Genomic DNA, 19,459 nt, shown 5'->3' with positions numbered 1-19,459 from the left:
CAGGCCGCGCAGGCGGCGCTCGCGCTGGCCATCGCCGCAAGCCAGCGCCACGGCTGCGACGACCGCCGCGCGCATGTCGGCTATTTCCTGCTCGACCGCGGCGTCGGCGAGCTCGCCGGCGCGCTCGGCGCGCCGCTGGACGCACGCGAACGGATCCGGCTGGCGCCGACCGCGCGCAAGCTGACGCTGTACTACGCCGCGTTCTTCTCGGTCTGCCTGCTGTACGGCCTGCTCTCGGTGCGCCTGTTCGCGTTCCGGCTGCCGCCGTTCGGGCACGCGCTGATGGTGGCGCTGGCCGCGCTGTACCTGTGCCCGATCCTGCAGAGCTGGATCAACATGGCGATGCCGCGGGTGCTGCGCTCGCGGCGATTGCCGCGGCTGGATTTCGCCGCCGGCCTGCCCGCCCGCGCGCAGACCCTGGTCGCGGTGCCGTGCCTGCTGACCTCGCGCGAAAGCGCGCACAGGCTCGCGCGCGCGCTGGAGACGCTGTACCTGGACAACCGCGACGCCGGCGCCGGTTACGCGTTGCTGTCGGACTTCGTCGACGCTCCCGGCGAACACGCGCCCGGCGAAGACGCCTTGCTGCAGGAAGCCTGCGCGCAGATTTCGGCCTTGAACGAGCGTTACGGCGGCGGCTTCGCCCTGCTCCACCGCCCGCGCCGCTGGAATCCGAACGAAGGCGTATGGATGGGCTGGGAGCGCAAGCGCGGCAAGATCGAAGAACTCAACGCCTATCTGGTCGGCGGCCCTTCGCCGTTCCGGGTCGAGCACGGCGACCTGTCAAAATTGACGGGGACCAAGTACGTGTTCGTGCTCGACGAGGACAATTCCGACCTCACCGCTGGCGCAGTGCAGCAATTGGCCGCGGTGCTGGAGCATCCGCTGCAACGCCCGGCGTTCGCCGCCGACGGCATCACCGTCGAGGCGGGTTACGTGCTGGTGCAGCCGCGCGCGACCGTGGTGCTGTCCAGGGACTCGCGGCCCAGCCGCCTGGAAATCCTGGTCCAGTCGATGATCCGGATCGAGACCGGCAAGCCGCACGACGACGGCCTGCCGCCGGTGGACGCCAACCTGGAACTGTTCGGACAGGTGCCTTACGTCGGCAAAGGCTTGTACGACGTCGCCCATTTCCACCGCATCATGCACGGCCGGGTCGCCGAAAACAGCACGCTCAACCACGACGTGCTCGAAGGCGGCACGGTGCGCGCGGCGGTGGTCGGCGACATCGTGCTGCGCGACACCTTCACCCCGAGCTTCTATTCGGCGGTCAACCGCATCCATCGCTGGATGCGCGGCGACTGGCAACTGCTGCCGTGGCTGCTGCCGCGCGTGCGCAACGCCGCCGGCGAGCGGATCGTCAACGCGCTGTCGCCGTTCGCGCGCTGGCAGATCTTCTACAACGCGGTGCGCATGCTGTTTCCCAGCGCGTCGCTGCTGTGTTTCGCGGTCGGCTGGGCGAGCTCGCCGACGCCGGGCGCATGGACGCTGTACCTGCTCGCGGTGGCCTGGGTGCCGGCGCTGGTGGAACTGGCGCCGAAACTGCTGCGCACCCTGCGCGCGTCCAGGCTGCGCGCCACCGCCGGCGGCGCCTGGGCCTGGCTGTGCCTGCGCTCGGCGAGCTTCCTGTTCGGCGTCGATCAGGCCCACAACAGCCTGGACGCGGCGCTGCGCTGCAGCTATCGGATGCTGGTGTCGCACCGGCGCCTGCTGGAATGGACCGCCTCCAGCGTCGTGTCCGCGCGCGATCCGGGCCTGGCCCAGTACCTGCGCATGATGTGGAGCTCGCCGGCCGTCGCCATCGCCGTCGCCGGCGTGGTGGCCTGGACCAATCCGGCCGCGCTGAGCAGCGCGCTGCCGTTCGCGACGATGTGGTTCTTCGCCCCGTTCATCGCTTGGTGGTGGAGCCAGAAGCCCGACCGACAGGTCTATCCGGCGATTCAGTCCGCGCCGCCGTAAGTGCGACTGCGAGCGCGATCGCGCCCGATTCATGGAACGCGGCCAGGTTGACGCTGTGTGTGGATTTATGGAGTATTCGATGAAGAAGTATCCAGCGTCTCAAGTGCACTAATGTGTCTCGCGCGAAATCCTCGCCGAGCAGGCATCTGGGGAGATCGTGGGTGGACTTGGACGTTGTGGCAGGGGGCGCTGCCGGGCTCGAGGACGGTGTCGACGCGGTTCTTCGCGACGACCCGATCGGCGCCTACCCGCACATGGACGCGCTGTCGCGCGAAGACTACCGGGCCCGGGTGCAGACGTGGGCGGCGCGCGCACGGCGCGATCCGGTCCAGACCGCGCGGATCGCGCTCGAACTCGCGCAGCAGGCCGGCCGGCGTCATGGCCTGGCCGACCGCCGCGCCCACATCGGCTACTACCTCACCGACGCCGGCCTGGCCGACTTCGCCGCCCGGCTCGGCGCGCGGCTGAACTGGCGCGAGCGGCTGCGGCTGCGATCCACTTCGAGCCTGGTGCTGGCCTATTGCGCGGTCGTGTATTCGGTCTGCGCGGCGTTCGGGATCGTCTCGGTGCGGATGTTCGAGATCGCCCTGCCCTGGTACGGCCAGGCGCTGCTGGCCGCGGCGGCCGCGCTGTACGCCAACTACATCGTGCAGAGCTGGATCAACCTGCATCTGCCGCAGCTGCTGCTGCCGCGGCGGATGCCGCGCATGGATTTCAGCGCCGGCATTCCGGACTCGGCCAAGACCCTGGTCGCGGTGCCTTGCCTGCTGACCTCGGCCGACGGCGCGGACAAGCTGGCGCGCACGCTGGAGCGGCTGTATCTGGCCAACCGCGCTGCCGGCGCGGGTTATGCGTTGCTGTCGGATTTCGTCGACGCGCCGACCCAGCACCGCGACGACGACGAAACGCTGCTGCAGGCGGCCTGCGCGCAGATCTCGCTGCTCAATGAGCGCTATGGCGGCGGCTTCGTCCTGCTGCACCGGCCGCGGCGCTGGAACGCCAGCGAGAACCTGTGGATCGGCTGGGAGCGCAAGCGCGGCAAGGTGGAGGAGCTCAACGCCTACCTGCTCGGCGGGCCGTCGCCGTTCCAGGCCGCGCACGGCGATCTGGCCAGGGTCGCCGGAACCCGTTACGTGGTCGTGCTCGACGAGGACAACGACGAGCTCACCGCCGGCGCGGTGGCGGAACTGGCCGCGGCCATTGCGCATCCGCTCAATCGCGCGACGACCGGCGCCGATGGCCGCGAGGTCGAAGCCGGTTACGTGGTGCTGCAGCCGCGCGCGACGATCGCGCTGTCCCAGGACGCCGCGCCCAGCCGCCTGGAGCTGATGATCCACGCAATGGTCGAGATCGAAACCAGCAAGGATTTCCGCGCCGACAAGCCCGCGGTGCACATCGACCAGGACCTGTTCGGCCAGGCCGCCTACGGCGGCAAGGGCATTTACGACGTGGCCATGTTCCACCGTCTGACCCACGGCCGCATCCCCGAGAACACCATCCTCAGCCACGACGTGCTCGAGGGCGGCATGGTCCGCGCCGGCGTGGTCAGCGACGTGGTGCTGCGCGAGAACTTCGTGCCCACCTTCTACGCCGCCATGCGCCGCAGCCATCGCTGGATGCGCGGCGACTGGCAGTTGCTGCCGTGGCTGTTGCCGACGGTGCGCACCGCCGCCGGCGTGCGCGAGCGCAACACCTTGTCGCTGTTCGGGCGCTGGAAGATCTTCCACAACGCGCTGCGGATGGTCCTGCCGATCGCCTCGCTGCTGTGCTTCGTGCTCGGCTGGGCCGTGTCGGCCGAGCCCGGGCTGTGGACGCTGAACCTGCTGGCGATCGCCTGGGTGCCGGCGGCGATCGGGCTGGCGATCGGCCTGGCGCGCAATCTGCTGGCCGGCAGCCTGCGTTCGGTCGTGCGCGGCCTGTGGTCGTGGCTGTCGCTGCGCTCGGCGAGCTTCATCTTCGGGGTCGATCAGGCCCAGACCGCGTTCGACGCCGCCGCGCGCGCGAGCTTTCGCATGTGGATCTCGCGGCGCAAGCTGCTGGAGTGGACCGCATCGAGCGTGATGGCCGCGCGGCGCGATCCGGGTCTGGGCCAGTACCTGCGGATGATGTGGTTTTCGCCGGCGTTCGCCGTCGCCGTGGTGTGGATGATCGCGCGGGTCAATCCGCCGGCGCTGTCCAGCGCGGTGCCGTTCGCCACCCTGTGGAGTTCGGCGCCGGTGGTGGCGTGGTGGTGGAGCCAGAAACCGCAGCCGCGCGATCGCAGCGCCCCGCCCTCGCCGGCCTGACGGCGTCGCCGCGCGGCGCACCGCGCATCCCGCCGCCGCAATACCGCGCAATTCCCAGCTTCGGTCGCGTCTCAAGCAAGGAAACGGAATCGGCACATGTTGATACTTGGTTTTTACGGCGGCCCCGGCACCGAGTTCGAAACCGATTCGCCGACCCAGACCCACGACGGCGCCGCGGTGCTGCTCAAGGACGGCGAAGTGGTCGCGGCGATCGAGGAGGAGCGGCTCAACCGGATCAAGCATTCCTACGCCGCGCCGTTGCGCGCGGCGCGTTTCGTGATGGAGCAGGCCGGAGTCGGGCTGGCCGACATCGACCGCATCGCGGTTCCCTTCCAGGCCGGCTCGGCCGACCGGCTGCTGCGCCGGCTGTATCTGGCCGATCCGTCGGCGACCCATCCGCTCGACGTCGCCGATGCGCTGCGCGCGCAGTGGCGGCGCTACCTCGGCGCCGACGTGCCGCGCGAGAAGATCCGTTTCGTCCCCCACCACATCGCCCACGCCACCGCGACCTTCGAGATGTCGGGCTTCGACCAGGCCCTGGTCATGACCATCGACGGCCAGGGCGACAGCGAGTCCGGCCTGACCCTGAAAGGCAGCGCCGCCGGACTGGAACTGCTGCAGCGGGTTCCGATCCCCGAATCGCTGGGGCACTTCTACATGCAGGCGATCGGCTTCCTCGGCTACCGCCTGTTCGACGAATACAAGGTCATGGGGCTGGCGCCTTACGGCGATCCCGAGCGTTTCCGCGCGCCGTTCGAGGCGATGTGCGAACTGCTGCCGCAAGGCCGCTGGCGTCTGCGCATGGATCTGCTCGACGGCATGTATGCGCAGCTGATGCCGCGGCGCAAGGGCGATCCGATCGAGCAGATCCACAAGGACTTCGCCGCCGCGCTGCAGCAGACCCTGGAGCGCGCGGTGTTCCATGCGCTGACCTATTTCCGCCAAACCACCGGGCTGAGCAAGCTGTGCCTCGGCGGCGGGGTCGCCCACAACTGCACCATGAACGGCAACATCCTGCGTTCGGGTCTGTTCGAGCAGGTGTTCGTGCACCCGGCCGCGCACGACGGCGGCAACGCGCTCGGCGCCGCGCTGAGCGTGCACCGCGAGCAAGCCCGGCACCAGCCGCGGCGGTTGCGCAACGTCTATTGGGGCAGCGCGATCGGCGAGCCGGCGTCGGTGGAGCGCCGGCTGCGCGCGTGGTCGGACTTCGTCGACATCGCGCACAGCGCCGAGGTCGAGGAAACCGCGGCCGAGCTGATCGCCGCCGGCAAGGTGATCGGCTGGGTCCAGGGCCGCTCGGAGTTCGGCCCGCGCGCGCTCGGCAACCGCAGCATCCTCGCCGATCCGCGTCCGGCCGAGTACAAGGGGCTGATCAACCGGATGGTCAAGACCCGCGAGTCGTTCCGGCCGTTCGCGCCGGCGGTGCTCGAGGAGCAGGCCGCGGAGTATTTCGAACTGCCCGCCGGCGCGACCCGGTTCCCGTTCATGACCTTCGTGCTGAACGTGCAGCCGGACAAGCGCGACCTGCTCGGCGCGGTCACCCACGTCGACGGCACCGCGCGGGTGCAGACCGTCTCGCGCGACGAGAGCCCGCGCTTCTGGCGGGTGATCGACGCGTTCCGCCGCCGCACCGGCGTGCCGGTGCTGCTCAACACCTCGTTCAACAACAACGTCGAACCGATCGTCGATTCGATCGAGGACGCGCTCGCCTGCTTCCTGACCACCGGGCTGCAGGCGCTGGTGGTCGGCGATTTCGTGCTGACCAAGAAGGACGGCGCGCCGCGCGCGGCGCTGGTGCCGCAGCTGCCCAACCATGTGCGCCTGCACGAGCGCCGCCAGCGCGACGCCGACGGCGAAGTGCGCGACCTGTTCGAACTGCGCCGCGCGGTGTGGAACGGCGAGGCCCGCAAGACCCTGTCCGGCCCGATCTTCGGCCTGCTCAAGCGCGCCGGCGAGGCGCCGATCGCCGAACTCGCGCGCCAGGCCGGACTGCCGCTCGAGCAGGTGATGCCGGCGATGGAAGAACTCTGGGCGGAACGCTGCCTGGTCATGCGGCCGCAAGCCGCGCAACCCAATCCCATTGAGCCGACCCTGGAGAGGGCATGTCCTTGATCGCGTCCCCGCCGCAACCGACCCTCGCCGACGACGTCGCGCTGAACCCGAACGCGCGTTACGCCTGGCACGAACTCGAAGGCCCGGGCGGGCTGCCGATGCTGGTGATCGACGACGCGCTCGAGGATCCGCACCGCGCGCGCGCCGCCGCGTGGAATTCGCGCTTCCACCTGCCCGGCCCCAACGAGTACTACCCCGGCTGGCAGGCGACCGCGCAGATGTCGGGCGAAAAGCGCCTGATCCAGGACCTGGCCAAGCTGTTCCTCGACCGGCTGTGGTCGCGCGGCTGGCCGCCGCCGCTGCGGGTGACCGACCTCAAGCCGCATTCGACCTTCTCGGTGTTCGGCATGGACCACGAGGTGGCGCGCCGCAACGGCTACATCGACCAGCACGTGGACACGTTCTCGTGGATCGCGGTGGTCACCTATCTGTTCGAGCACGACGAGCGCTCCGGCGTCGACCGCGGCACCGCGTTCTGGAAGCACCGGCCGACCGACCTGAAGACGTTCTTCCTCGGCGACCTGCTGCAGGCCGCGCAGATCGAGCACCTGTTCGGGCTCAACTTCATCGATCCGTTCCGCAAGGCCAGCCTGCGTCTGCGCGCGGCCAGCATGGCCGACGCGCAGAAGCAGATCCTGGAGAACCCGTCCTCGACCCGGCGCCTGTTCTCGCTGGAAGAGGACCATCAGTGGAGCCTGCTCAAGTTCGTGCCGGCGCGCTTCAACCGCATGGTCGCCTACCCGACGTGGCAGTTCCATTCCATCGTCGACACCTCGCCGCCGCAGGCGCTGTCGACCCGCAACGCCCGGCTGACCTACAACACCTTCATCCCCTACCCCGTGCCCGCGGACCTGGGGCCGCAACCGAAGTACCAGGGCGGCGGCTACGCCGCGATCGATGGCATGCGCGTGGAATGAACCGCGCGGCCGCGCCGCCCCGCGACCCAATGCAGTTTTCAGGAGAGTGACCGCAATGAAGCCATACACCTTGATTTCCGTCGACGGCCACGCCGGCCTGCCGACCGCGCAGTACCGCGATTACCTGGAGCGCAAATACCACGCCGCGTTCGACGACGAGATCGAACAACTCGCGGCGTTGCGCAAGGGTTTCCTCAACGCGGGCAAGAACGCGACCAAGACGCCGTTGATGTACGAGGCGCACATGCACCGCTATTCCGATCCGGACAACCACGAGATGCAGGAGCGCATCCGCGGCGCCTGGGACCTGGACGTGCGGCTCAGGGAACTCGACGCCGAAGGGGTGATCGGCGAGGTGCTGTTCCCCGACGGCCAGGGCTTCAATTCGTTCCCGTTCGGCGGTTTCTTCGGCGAGCATCCGGTGCCGATCCGCGATCCGGAGCTGCGCGCGGCCGGCGCGCGCGCGCACAACCGCTGGCTGGCCGAGTTCTGCGGCGCCAGCGGCGGGCGCCTGCAGGGCGTGGCGATGATCATGCCGTTCGACATCTGGCAGGCGGTGGCCGACGTGCGCTGGGCCTATTCGGCCGGCCTGCGCGGCATCGTGCTGCCGCCGCCGGACGAGACCTACCCGCCCTACCACGAGGCCGTGTTCGATCCGCTGTGGGCGGTCTGCGCCGAACTGGGCATGGCGGTGCACTCGCACGGCGGCGATCCGCCGAAGATCTACGGCCAGAGCATCGCCTCGCAGACCCTGGCGATCCTCGAACTGGGCTTCTTCCGCCGCCGCGTGCTGGCCCAGCTGATGCTCGGCGGCGTGTTCGTGCGCCATCCGAACCTGCGCTTCGTCTACACCGAAGTCGGCATCGACTGGCTGCCCAACTTCATCGACCTGCTCGAGCACGTCTATCACAACGACTGGCTGCGCATGGGCCAGCCGCCCAAGCGCTGGCTGTCGCTGTCGCCCAAGGACGCCTGGGCGCGCAACTGCGCCGCCGCGGCCACCGCCGCGACCTTCGACGAGATCCAGCAGGCGCGCCGGCTCGGCTTCGAGACGGTGATGTGGGGCGCCGACTATCCGCACGTGGAAGGCGGCTGGCCGCATTCGTGGCAGGAGATCCGCCAGGCCTTCGCGACCGTGGACGATCGGGAGCGGCGGCAGATGGTCGGCGAGAACGCGGCGCGTTTCTACCGTTTCGATCCGCAGCTGATCGAGTCGCTGGTGGCGCGGATCGGCCCGCCGGCCGGCACCTTCATCAGCGACGAGGTGCCCGAGCGGCCGGAGTTCAGCGTGCACGACTTCACCAACGGCTGGGTCAACAGCTACGGCGGCTTCGCCCGCAACATGCGCTGGTCGCTGGACAACACCGAGGGCTATCCGGACTCGCGGCCGAACGCCAAGCCCAACGCCTGAGCGCGTCGGGCGTGGTCTTCGACCCAAGCGATCTGCGACCGGCCGCCTCGTGCGGCCGCGTCGTTTGCGGCCGGCGCCGCCGCGACCGAAGCGCGCCGTCTTACAGCGCGTCTTCCAGATTGATGCCCGGCGCGCCGTAGATCGTCGGCGGCTGTCCGCCGGCGACCATCATCAGGATGCTCAGCTGGCCGCGATGGTGCGCCTCGTGGCGCAGCATCAGGTTCAGCAGTTCCATGCGCGTCCACGGATTGCCGTAGAAATCGATGGCTTCGTCGATCCAGGCCTCGTCCTTGGACGCCACCGCCTGCACCAGCGCGGCGTGCGAGCGGCGGAACGCGGCGGTCATGCCCGCCACCGTGTCCGGCCAGGCGTCGGACGGCACCGGGTTGTCGCCTTCGGGGGTGGCGCCCATCACGTCGGCGCAGAACCAGCGTTCGCTGATGCAGATGTGCCAGACCAGGCCGGCCAGGGTCCAGCCCTTGTCCGGCACCACGGTCTGTTCGTTATGCCCTTCCGGCACCGTCGCGAACACTTCCAGGGTGGTTTCGTTCTCGCGTTCCCAGGTCTTCAGCACGCTCTGGATATCGGCTCGCATGTCGGCTCGCATGGATGTTTGGAGGGTTCGGTGGATGAGGGCGCGGCGGCGCGGTCAGCGCAAGGCGCCGCCGGGCGATCGCATGTAGACCATGAACTGCACCGCCTCGGTCTTGCTCAGCGCGTCCAGGTCGGATTTGCCGAGCCGGTTCCACAGCAGGTGTTCGAGCAGTTCGTCGGAATAGCCCAGGCGCGCGGCGGTGTTGCGGATGGTCTGCTTCTGCACCGGGCTGATCGGCCCGGTCGGGCGCGACTTGGCGGTCAGCTCGGGGTCGAGGTAGCGCGCGGTCTGGCCGATGTCGGCGATGATCTTGTCCAGCTCCTGCTGCTCGAGCTGGGGCGGGCAGAAGCGCGCGGGCTCGGTCTGCGGCAAGGCCTGTTCGCAGGCGCGGCGCAGCGCGGCGCGCATGCCGCTGACCTTGTCGCGCAGGCTCGCCGCCGGGCGCAGGTACTCGGCCTCGATCTGCGGCATCGCCTCGGTCAGGGCCGGGTTGTCGCCGTCGCTGGCCAGGTGCGAGCCCAGGTTCTGCACGTAGGAGTCGCGGTGGATGTTGTCCACGCACAGGAACCGCCCGTAGCGGTTGCGCTTGAAGCGCAGGTTGAACGACATCGCATCGTCGATGTAGCCCAGGTAATGCCAGATCAGCGCCGGCATGTAGATCGTCTCGCCGGGCTCCAATACCGCGTGGTAGCCGCCGACTTCGGCGATGAAGTCCAGTTGCTCGGCGGTCGACATGCGCTCCAGGTAGACGCCCGACGACCACGGCGCGCCCGAGGTGGTGCGCAGGTCGACGCAGGCCTCGGGCTGGAACAGCAGCACCTGCTTGCGTCCGAACATCTGGTGCAGCAGCACCTGGCGATGGTCGCCGTCGAAATGCAGATGGGCGCGGTTGCCGGCGTTGGCGACGAAGATGTTCGAGCACAGGTCGTGGTCGCCGTACTTGCGCGGCATGTCCAGCACTTCGGGCCGGTCCAGGTCGTCGGCGAGGCAGAAATCCGGCAGGCGGAACATCCGCATGATGTTGGCCGGGATTTCGTACTCGGTGCACAGCAGCGCGGTGTCCGGATGGGCGCGCACGTGCGCCCAGTATTCGTCGAAGGTCATGGTCGTCTCGACCGCGCTCTCCGGCGCGCTGGCGGCGACGGCGTACTCGGTCTGCACGTGCATCGGCACGTTGCCGAACGCGGCGCTGGCGTCCTCGATCGTGCGGATCGCGTCGATCGGCTGGCCCGCGAACAGGTCGGTGATGATGACCGGCGTGCGCGTGCGCACGTAGTCGCGCAGGAACCGCTCAGGGTCGGGCCTGGAGATTCTTGCGATTTCCTTCGCTGCCATGTTCGTCCCTCGTTGCTTGGTTCTGGATGGAAAAGATTGGGATCCGCGGCGGGCGGCGCGCGCCCGGATCGCGGTCGGATCGCGGTCATATGGCGCGCAAGTCGTCGACCACCTGGCTGCGCACCGCGCGCAGCGCCGGAATCAGCCCGCCGAGCGCGCCGATCGCCAGCGCCGCGGCCATGCCCTGCAGCACCACCGGCGGAGTCATCGACACGTCGAACACCAACTGGCGCAGATCCGCGCCGACCGCGGTGCTGACCGTGCGTCCGCCGGCGACCAGCGCCGCCAGCGCCGCGCCGAGCGCGCCGCCGAGCAGCGCCAGCAGCATCGATTCGAGCACGATCGAGCTCACCACCACCAGCGGCGGAAACCCCAGCGCGCGCAAGGTGGCGATCTCGCGGCGGCGGTCGTCGATGCTGGAGTACATGGCGTTGATCGCAACGAACATCGCGCCCAGGGCCATGATCCCGCCCATCACATAGGCCATGAAGCCGAGCAGGCTGTTGAGGTTCTGCGATTCGCGCTGCAGGAACTCCGGCTCGCTGAACACGTCCATGGCGATGCTGGGATTGGCGGCGATGGCCTGCTTGAACCCGGCCACGGCGGCGGCATCGGGCAGCACCGCGGTGACGTTCTGGAACATCGGCCGGTGGCTGACGTCCATGACCACGGTGGCGTCGGCCATCAATTCGGACTCGCGCATGCTGCCCTGGGCGGCGAACACGCCGACGATCTTCCACTGGGCGCCGTAGGCCGCGACCTGGCCGCCGAGGCCGAGGCCGCGGAACTGCTCCAGCGCCTGGCGTCCCACCACCACCTCGAACTTGCCGGGCTCGAACATGCGTCCGGCGACCAGGTGGATCTCCGGGCGCACCGCGAGGATCTCCGGGCCGACCCCGCGGATGGTGCCGTTGACCTCCAGGCCGCCGGCCTTCTCCACCAGGGTGATCGGGCCGACCGCTTCGGCGGTGATCAGCAAGGTGCCGTCGGCGGCCTTGCGCACCTGGGTCGAGTTGCGGATCGCGCGCAGGTCGTCGAGCGAGATCGCGCTGGCGATTTCCACGGTCGAGCCGGCGCGCAGCACCAGGGCGCGGTCGGGCCGGCCGGCGTCGCGCATCGCGCCGTCGAGGCCGGCGTTCATCGCCAGCACTCCGCAGAACACCGCCACCGCGCCGGCGATGCTGACGATCATCACCAGTGCGTTGAGGCGCCGGCGCGGCAGGCCCTGCAAGTTCATCAGCGCGGTCGAGGCGATCAGTCTGAGCATGGACATGGCCGGGCCTCCTAGCGTCCGGACAGCGCGGCGGCGAGGCTCAGGCGCATCGCCCGCACGATCGGCAACAGCGCGCTGACCGCGGCGATGCCCAGCGCGATCGCCAGCCCGCCGGCGAACACGCCCGGCTGCATGCGCATCGCGCCGAACAATTCGGCCACGCTCGGGAACGCCAGCGCGGCTAGGGCCAAGCCGCTCGCCGCGGCGAGCAGGCTCAGCAGCACGGCCTCGCCGAGGATCAGGCCGGCGATGCGCAGCGGAGTGAAGCCGAGGGTCATCAGCACCGCCAGTTCGGCGAAGCGCTGGCGCACCGACTGCATCATGGTGCTGGCGCTGACCACCAGCAGGGTGAACAGCACCGCGCCGATGATGAAATTGCCGACCAAGCGCAGATCGTTGATCTGCCGCCACTGCACCGCGGCATAGGCGTTCTCGCTGCGGGTGCGGGTCTGCAGCGGCGAGTTCTCGGCCATCTCGTCGATCTGCCGGGCGATCGCGCCGCTGCGCGCCTGGTCCTTGATCCGCACGATCATCAGGTGCACCTGGCCGGCGCCGAACGCGCGCGCTTCGTCGAACTGGTCGAGGTTGACGAAGAACAGATCGTTGAGCGCCGGCGAGGCCTCGGCCGGCTCGTAGATGCCGACGATGTCGAAGTTCCAGATGTCGCTGCCGTCCTTGCGCGGCCAGATCGCCGACTTGATCGGCACGCGGTCGCCGATCTTCCAGCCGAAGCGCCGGGCCAGGCTCTTGCTGATCACCGCGCCGGACTTGACCACCTCCATCGCCTGCAGCTGGTCGCGCGGCAGGCGCAGCTCGGGATACATGCGGAACATGCGCTTCACGTCGGCGGCGACGATCGGCAGCTGCACGGTCGGGCGCTGGTAATAGCCGACGAAGTAGGCCCAGTAGGCGATGTCCTCGACCCCGGGGATCTTCTCCACCTGCTGGGCGAACGGCAGGATCAGCGGGTGGTACATGCTGATCCGGTTCATCACGTACAGGCGGTCCAGATGGAAGCGTTCGCTGACGTGGTCCAGGCCCTGGTTGATGCCGTTGAGCAGCCCGAACAGCAGGAACGCCACGGTCATCGAGGCGTAGGTCAGTGCGGTGCGCACGGGCTTGCGCCACAGGCCTTTCCAGATCAGCAGCAAGTGATTCATGGGTCGCGCATCTGCTCCGTGAGTGCCGTCGTGGAACGGGCCGTCTCGGCGGCCCCCTGCTCTGCCTGCGTGTCAGCCGCTACTTCGCAACGCGCGCGCCAGCGGCTCCAGCAGCGCCGGATACGGCAGGCGCGGGGCGCCGGCCTGGTCCAGCGCCGCCCTCTGCGCCGGGTCCAGCTCAAGATCGGCGACGCCGAGGTTTTCCTCGGCCTGGGCCAGGGTCGAGGCGCCCATCGCCGCCGCGGCCACGCCGGGGCGGTCGAGCACCCAGCGCAGCGCCACCTGCGATCGCGGCCGCTGCAACTGCGCGGCGATCTGCGCCAGCGCCGCGTCGATGCGCGCATGAGTCGCGGCGGTGTCGGCCGAAACACCGGCCTGAGCGCCCGCGCCGGTGCCGGCCTTGGCATCGGTCAACGCGCCGCGCGCCAGCGGGCTCCAGGCGATCAGGCCCAGGCCCTTGTGTTCGCACATCGGCAGCAGCTCGGCCTCGATCTCGCGTTCGCGCAGGTTGTACAGCGCCTGCGCGCAGCAGTAGCGGGCGAAGCCGCGGTCGAGCGCGGTCCACAGCGCTTCGTTGAGCCGCCACGCGCAATGGTTCGAGGCGCCGATGTACAGCACCTTGCCCTGGCGCACGAGTTGGTCGAACGCGCCCAGGGTTTCCTCCAGCGGAGTGAGGAAATCGTCGGAATGGGCCAGGTACAGGTCGATGTAGTCGGTGCCGAGCCGGCGCAGCGAGGCCTCGCAGGCCTGCACGATGTGCTTGCGCGACAGCCCGGCGTCGTTCGGTCCGGGGCCGGTCGGGCGGAACACCTTGGTCGACAGCACCAGCGACTGGCGGCGCCCGCGCATCAGTTCGGCGAGCAGGGTTTCGCTGTGCGCGCAGACATCCGCGGTATCGACGAAGTTGACGCCGGCGTCGAGGCAGCGGCTCCAGATCCGGCGCGCTTCCTCGGCCGGCGTGTTGCCGCCGAATTCGGTCGCCCCCAGGCACAGCTGCGAGACTTTGAGGCCGGTGTTGCCGAGAAAGGAATAGCGCACGGGCGGCCTCAGTGAACCTGCGGGGCGTCGACCACGCGCCCCTTGTCCAGATGCAGCCGGCGCGTGGCGCGCGCGGCCGCGGCCGGGTCGTGGGTGACCATCACGATGGTCTTGCCGTGATCGCGGTTGAACGCGCCGAGCAGGTCGAGCACCTCGTCGGCGCTGGCGCGGTCGAGATCGCCGGTGGGCTCGTCGCAGACCAGCAGCGGCGCGTCGGTGACGATGGCGCGGGCGATCGCCACGCGCTGCTGCTGGCCGCCGGAGAGCTGGGCCGGCTTGTGGTCGTTGCGGTGCGACAGGCCGACCACGTCGAGCGCGATGCGCACCTGGCGCTGGCGCCGCGCGCGGTCGAGCCCGCTCAGCAGCAGCGGCACCTCGACGTTCTGCGCCGCGGTCAGGGTCGGCATCAGGTGGTAGAGCTGGAACACGAAGCCGATGTGGCGGCCGCGCCAGCGCGCCAGATCGGCCGCGCCCATCGTCGCCAGGCGCGCATCGGCCACGGTCAGCTCGCCCGAGCTCGGCCGGTCGAGGCCGGCGATCAGGTTCAGCAGGGTCGACTTGCCCGAGCCCGACGGCCCCATCAAGGCGACGAACTCGCCTTCGGCCACGTCCAGGTCGACCCCGTGCAGGACCTCGACGCTGTTCGCGCCGAGGCCGTAGGACTTGCGCAGGTCGCGCGCCGACACCAGGCTCATGCGTGCGTCCTCATGCGAAGCTGCGGTCGTAATGGTGCGGCTGGGCCTGCGCCGCGAACGCATCGCGCAGGCGCGCGCCGAGGTCGTCGCCGGCGTGCACCGCCAGCCGCGGCAGCACCAGCCGGTGGCTCAACGGCGAGGCCGGCTGGTTGCCGGTGGTGACCGCCGCGGCGAAGCCGGCGCGCTCGGCGACCTGCACGGCGTCCTCGTCGAAGGCGCCGTACGGATAGCAGAAGCTGAGCACCTCGCGGCCGAGCAGGGTTTCCAGCTTGCGCCGGCATTCGAGCATCTCGTGTTCCTTGACCGCGCGCGGATGCGCCGGCAGCAGCAGGTGGTTTTCGCTGTGCGCGCCCAGTTCCATGCCGGGCATGGCGTCGAGCCGGCGCAATTCCTCGGCCGTCATCGCCCGCACCTGCCCGGCCTCGCCGGGCGCGGCCAGCCCGCTCCAGCGCAGCAGTTCGGCGATGCGCTCGCGCCGCTGCTGCGCGCTCAGCGGATAGAACCCGCGCCGCACCGCGTCGAAGGCCGCGCGCCGGCGTTCGGGCGTGTCCAGCGGCATCGGCGCGGCGCCCTCGCCCAGGGCGACGTCGAGCATCGCCGGCAAGGCCTGGTGGTCGGCCACGCGCTGCAGGCTTTCCCACCAGAACTCGCCCGGCCCGTCCAGGGTCGAGGTGACGATGAAGAAGGTCGCCGGATAATCGAATTCGCGCAGGATCGGCGCGGCCTCGGTCAGCGCGTCGAGATAGCCGTCGTCGAGCGTGATCGCCACGCTGCGTTCGGGCGCGTCGCCGCGCGCCAGCGCCTGCGCCAGCTCCAGCAGCGGCATCACCCGGCAGCCTTGCGCGCGCAGCGCCGCCATCTGCTCGCGGAACTCGGCCGGCGACACGCACAGCTCGGTGCCGGCGTCGGCGATGCGGTGGTACATCAGGATGACGGCATTGCCGGCGGCGGAATCGCTGCGCATCGGTTCTAAGTCCATGGAGTCAGTGCGCCGGCGCGGGCGCCGCATCGGCCGCGCGGATCTGCGCGACCAGTCGGGTCAGCACGTTGCCCGGTCCGGCTTCGAGGAAGGTGTCCGCGCCCGCGTCGAGCAGGCTGCGCACGCATTTCACCCACAGCACCGGGCGCACGATCTGGCGCACCAGCAGCGAGGCGATCACCGCGGCGGGCGCCTGCGCGGGGTAGAAGGCGCCGGTGACGTTGGACACCACCGGGCGCTGCAGACGGCCGAATTCGACGCAGTCGAGGAACCGCGCATAGTCCAGCGCGGCCTCGCGCATCAGCCGCGAATGGAACGCGCCGCCGACCGCGAGCCGCACGCAGGTGGCGCCGGCGGCCTCGAACAGCCGGGTCGCGCGGTCGATCTCCTGCGGCGGTCCGGACACCACGGTCTGGGTCGGCGCGTTGTAGTTGCCGATGTCGACCGCGTCCAGGCCGTGCGCGAGCAGGGTCTCGGCGATGCGTCCGGACTCGAGCCCGAGCACAGCCGCCATCGCTCCGCCGCGCGCCTGCGCCATCAGTTCGCCGCGCTTTTGCACCAGGCGCAGGCCGGTCAGCAGGTCGAACGCGCCGGCGGCGTGCAGGGCGTTGTACTCGCCCAGGCTGTGGCCGGCGTAGCAGTCCGGCGCCGCGCCCTCGCGCCGCGCGCGCAGGCCGTGCAGCGCGTTGACCATGTACAGGCACGGCTGGGTATAGCGGGTATCGGCGAGCCGGGCCGCGTCGTGCAGGCACAGCTGGCGCAGCGAATAGCCGAGCAGCGCATCGACCTGCGCTTCGATCGCCGCGTAATCGGCCAGATCGAACAGCTCGCCGCCCATCCCGGCTTTCTGGGCGCCCTGCCCCGGAAAGATCATCGCCAGCACCGGATTCTCCCCGCTCTCATCGGTGTGCTCTCATCGGTGTGCTCCCATCGACGCTCATCGGCGACCTCAGGCCCGGGCGAAACGCCAGCTGGCCCAGGCGATCGTGCGCAGGCGCGGCCACAGCGGCATCGGCCGCTGCCACAGCTCGCGGACCAGATCGCGATAGACCCGCGGGCGCTTGCCGAACGCGCGCGGATTGCCGCGGAAACCGGCCAGGTCCAGCGGTACGTTCGGGAAATCGCCGGCGCCGGCCACCGCCAGACGATCGGGCTTGGGTTCGAACAGGCGCAGCACCTGATCGTTGCCGAAATGGTTGCTGACCACGAAGGCCTCGACCGCGTCGCTGAGATCGACGAAGCGCACCGCATCGTCCGCGCGCGCGTCCTCGCCGGCGTCCAGGCAGGCCTGGGCGCGGCGCTGGAAGTCGTCGATGCGTCCGGCGATGAACTCGGTGGCCTGGACCGCGCGGGCGTCGTCGAGCGACCAGCGCTCTTGCAGCAATTGCATCAGCGCCGCGCCGCGCTCGGGCAGGAACCACAGGTCGGCGACCTGGTGGTGGATCGCCAGCACCGTGAGCCGGTGCTGCGGCCAGCGGCACAGCAGCGACAGCCCGGTCGAGAGCACCCAGCCGCCGCGATGCCAGGCGCAGCGATAGCCCAGCGGCGCGCGCCGGCTGCGCACCAGTTCCCATTGCTGGCTCTTGCGGCTGGCCAGGGTCGCGATCGGCGCCAGTTCGGCTTCGCGCGCGGCGACGGTGCGCTGCATCTGTTCGACGAAGTCCGCCGGCAGCGCGTCGTCGTCGTCGAGCAGCGTGGTCAGCAGACGGGTGGTTGCGGGCGGCGCGTAAGGCTGCAGCCACTCGGTCGAGGTGAGATCGCGGGCGGGGTCGTATTCGTACAGATGGGTGCGCGCCCGGCCCGCGACCAGCGCCTGCAGGCGCTCGCGCCAGACCGGCGGCAGATCGCGGTCGATGACGATGAACCAGTCGAAGTTCTGTTCGCTCTGCCCCAGCAGCGACGGCAGGCAGGTCAGCTCGAACAGCGAGAAGCGGAACGCCAGGCGTTCGGGCTGCAGCGGATCGCGGCGCAGCAGCGAGACCAGGACGCCGTCGAGGCCGGCGGCCGTGGTGGTGTGGCGATAGCTGAAACGGGTGATGACGGCATGCCAGAGCATCGTTCAGGACACCGGGTCGGCGTGGAGGATGGGTGCGGGCCGCGCGGCGAGCCATTGCGCCGCGTACCGGCGCAGCAATTCGCTGAAGCGCGCGGGGTTGTCGAGCATGACCGCATGCCCGGCGCGCGCCACCGTTTCGATCGCCGCCTGCGGCACGCGCGCGGCGAACTCGTCGCACCAGCGCTTGTTGCACAGCGCCGAGACCGCGCCGCGGATCAGCAGCAGCGGCGCCGGGCGGCGGCCCAGGGCCTGCCACAGTTCGTCGTCGATCGAGGGCGCATGCACCTGATAGCCGAGCGCGCGGTCGGCCTTGAGCCGATACTCGTCGGCGCCGAGGCGTTGCAGCGAATCGACGGCCATCGCCTGCAGCAACGATGTCGAGGCCAGCGGCATCGACGCGCACAGGCGCTGCAGGTATTCGTCCGGCGAGCGGTAACGGAACTTCAGGCGCAGGAATTCCTCGCGGATGTGCGCCGAAGCCTGCGGACTCAGGCCCGGCCCGCCGTCGACCAGCACCAGCGCCCGCGGCGGCCGCGGCAGCCGTTGCGCGGCCAGCGCCGCGACCGAGGCGCCGAGCGAATGGCCGACCAGGACGTAGTCGCGCAGGTCCAGCGCGCGCGCGGCGGCGACCAGGTCGTCGACGTGGTCGTGGATCGAATAACGCCGCTGCGGATCGTGGCTGGAGTCGCCGTGGCCGCGCAGGTCCAGCGCGGCCAGGCGGTACTCGGGCATGGCCGCCGCCAGCGCGCGCCAGACGAAAGCGCCGTGGCTGAAGCCGTGCACGAGCAGGAACTGCGGCGAACGCCCGCCCCACAGGCGCGCGTGCAAGGCCAGTCCGCCGGCGACGTCGATGCGCACCGACGCGTCGCTCATCCGCCGTTCCGGGCGCGGTCGGCGGCTTCCTGCAGGCGCAGCCGGACGCTGCGCGGAGTGAGGTCTTTCCAGACCTCGTCCACGTAATCCAGGCAGGCCTGCTTGGCGGCCGGGCCGTAGGCCGTGCGCCAGCCCGCGGGGATCGCGATCGACGCGGACCACAGCGAGTACTGCTCCTCGTCGTTGATCAGGACGATGAAATCCTGCGGCGCATCGGCGGCGCCGGACGCGGATTCGGACACGGATTCGTGCGGGGTTTCTGAGCCGGACATCGTTACCTCGAACTCTCGGCGGGACGCGTCCCGCGCTTGCAGGGGCAGGCACGACTGTTGCGCACCCATAGTAGTGGCCGCCGCGCGACGGCGTCCATCGGCGCGCCCGCATGCGCGGCGCAGTCGGCGATGCGCATGCGGACGCGGCTCACAGCGTGTAGCTCATCGGCTGCTCGCGGCGTTTCGGCGGCGTCGCCGGCGCCGGCGCAGCGACGCCCTGCTCCGCCGCGCCAGCGTCGTCTTCGCCGTGGGTCTGGGCGATGTACTGCATCAGTTCGTCCAGGGTCGGATAGTCGAACGGGCTGGTGGTGGTGAGTTCGAGCTGCAGCGACTGGTTCAAGCGTTCGACCCATTGCACCGCCAGCATCGAATCCAGGCCGTAGTCGGTGAAGGGCGTGGCGGGGTCGAACTCGGCAGCGTCGATCTGCAGCACCGCCAGCAACTCCTGCAGCACGCGCGCACGCAGGCCGCCGGCACGCGCGGGCGCGGCGACGGCGGCCGG

The 19,459-nt window shown here is 70.1% G+C and carries 16 protein-coding genes and 1 pseudogene; 5 read left to right on the top strand and 12 right to left on the bottom strand.

What is annotated here, in order from left to right:
- From A7A76_RS01235 to A7A76_RS01215, 5 genes and pseudogenes are all read left to right on the top strand, one after another.
- Window positions 1–1,956 (top strand): annotated as a pseudogene (locus A7A76_RS01235) (hypothetical protein); the annotation flags it as partial.
- A gap of 161 nt (window positions 1,957–2,117) precedes the next feature.
- Complete coding sequence (locus A7A76_RS01230) at window positions 2,118–4,241, top strand: hypothetical protein (RefSeq protein ID WP_206409486.1); 2,124 nt, start codon at window positions 2,118–2,120, stop codon at window positions 4,239–4,241.
- A 96-nt stretch (window positions 4,242–4,337) separates the two neighbouring features.
- Window positions 4,338–6,353, top strand: a complete 2,016-nt coding sequence (locus tag A7A76_RS01225) for a carbamoyltransferase family protein (protein WP_206409485.1) — start codon at window positions 4,338–4,340, stop codon at window positions 6,351–6,353.
- Complete coding sequence (locus A7A76_RS01220; RefSeq protein WP_206409484.1) at window positions 6,344–7,270, top strand: DUF6445 family protein; 927 nt, start codon at window positions 6,344–6,346, stop codon at window positions 7,268–7,270. Before A7A76_RS01225 ends, A7A76_RS01220 begins: the two co-directional genes overlap by 10 nt.
- Window positions 7,271–7,325: 55 nt before the next feature.
- Window positions 7,326–8,681, top strand: a complete 1,356-nt coding sequence (locus A7A76_RS01215) for an amidohydrolase family protein (protein WP_206409483.1) — start codon at window positions 7,326–7,328, stop codon at window positions 8,679–8,681.
- 100 nt (window positions 8,682–8,781) lie between these two features.
- Here the strand turns inward: A7A76_RS01215 and A7A76_RS01210 are convergent, their stop codons facing one another.
- From A7A76_RS01210 to A7A76_RS01155, 12 genes are all read right to left on the bottom strand, one after another.
- On the bottom strand, window positions 8,782–9,276 hold the full coding sequence (locus tag A7A76_RS01210) for a DinB family protein (protein ID WP_206409482.1): 495 nt from the start codon (window positions 9,274–9,276) through the stop codon (window positions 8,782–8,784).
- 54 nt (window positions 9,277–9,330) lie between these two features.
- Entirely contained in the window at window positions 9,331–10,611 is a 1,281-nt protein-coding gene (locus A7A76_RS01205; protein WP_206409481.1) for a cupin-like domain-containing protein, read from the bottom strand.
- Window positions 10,612–10,696: 85 nt separating this feature from the next.
- Complete coding sequence (locus A7A76_RS01200) at window positions 10,697–11,884, bottom strand: ABC transporter permease (protein WP_206409480.1); 1,188 nt, start codon at window positions 11,882–11,884, stop codon at window positions 10,697–10,699.
- 11 nt (window positions 11,885–11,895) lie between these two features.
- Entirely contained in the window at window positions 11,896–13,044 is a 1,149-nt protein-coding gene (locus tag A7A76_RS01195) for an ABC transporter permease (protein ID WP_206409479.1), read from the bottom strand.
- A gap of 72 nt (window positions 13,045–13,116) precedes the next feature.
- Window positions 13,117–14,082 (bottom strand): aldo/keto reductase, encoded by a 966-nt coding sequence (locus A7A76_RS01190; RefSeq protein ID WP_206409478.1) that lies wholly within the window; start codon window positions 14,080–14,082, stop codon window positions 13,117–13,119.
- 8 nt (window positions 14,083–14,090) lie between these two features.
- Entirely contained in the window at window positions 14,091–14,777 is a 687-nt protein-coding gene (locus tag A7A76_RS01185) for an ABC transporter ATP-binding protein (RefSeq protein ID WP_206409477.1), read from the bottom strand.
- Between the two features lie 10 nt (window positions 14,778–14,787).
- The gene (locus A7A76_RS01180; RefSeq protein ID WP_206409476.1) at window positions 14,788–15,741 is read right to left on the bottom strand and encodes a polysaccharide deacetylase family protein; all 954 of its coding nucleotides are present in this window, start codon (window positions 15,739–15,741) and stop codon (window positions 14,788–14,790) included.
- A gap of 19 nt (window positions 15,742–15,760) precedes the next feature.
- Window positions 15,761–16,630 (bottom strand): ACP S-malonyltransferase, encoded by an 870-nt coding sequence (gene fabD, locus A7A76_RS01175; RefSeq protein ID WP_241200657.1) that lies wholly within the window; start codon window positions 16,628–16,630, stop codon window positions 15,761–15,763.
- A 75-nt stretch (window positions 16,631–16,705) separates the two neighbouring features.
- Window positions 16,706–17,812 (bottom strand): glycosyltransferase, encoded by a 1,107-nt coding sequence (locus A7A76_RS01170; RefSeq protein WP_206409474.1) that lies wholly within the window; start codon window positions 17,810–17,812, stop codon window positions 16,706–16,708.
- A 3-nt stretch (window positions 17,813–17,815) separates the two neighbouring features.
- Window positions 17,816–18,685, bottom strand: a complete 870-nt coding sequence (locus tag A7A76_RS01165; RefSeq protein WP_206409473.1) for an alpha/beta fold hydrolase — start codon at window positions 18,683–18,685, stop codon at window positions 17,816–17,818.
- Entirely contained in the window at window positions 18,682–18,957 is a 276-nt protein-coding gene (locus A7A76_RS01160; protein WP_206409472.1) for an MbtH family protein, read from the bottom strand. The genes A7A76_RS01165 and A7A76_RS01160 overlap by 4 nt, the downstream gene beginning before the upstream one ends.
- A 148-nt stretch (window positions 18,958–19,105) precedes the next feature.
- Window positions 19,106–19,459: acyl carrier protein (locus tag A7A76_RS01155; RefSeq protein ID WP_206409471.1), on the bottom strand; the 354-nt coding region annotated here is incomplete at its 5' end.

The sequence above is a fragment of the Lysobacter enzymogenes genome (assembly GCF_017168095.1).
Taxonomy (GTDB): Bacteria; Pseudomonadota; Gammaproteobacteria; order Xanthomonadales; family Xanthomonadaceae; genus Lysobacter; species Lysobacter enzymogenes_D.
The sequence above is the reverse complement of the archived record's forward strand: the minus strand, read 5'-3'. Positions and strand labels throughout refer to the sequence as shown.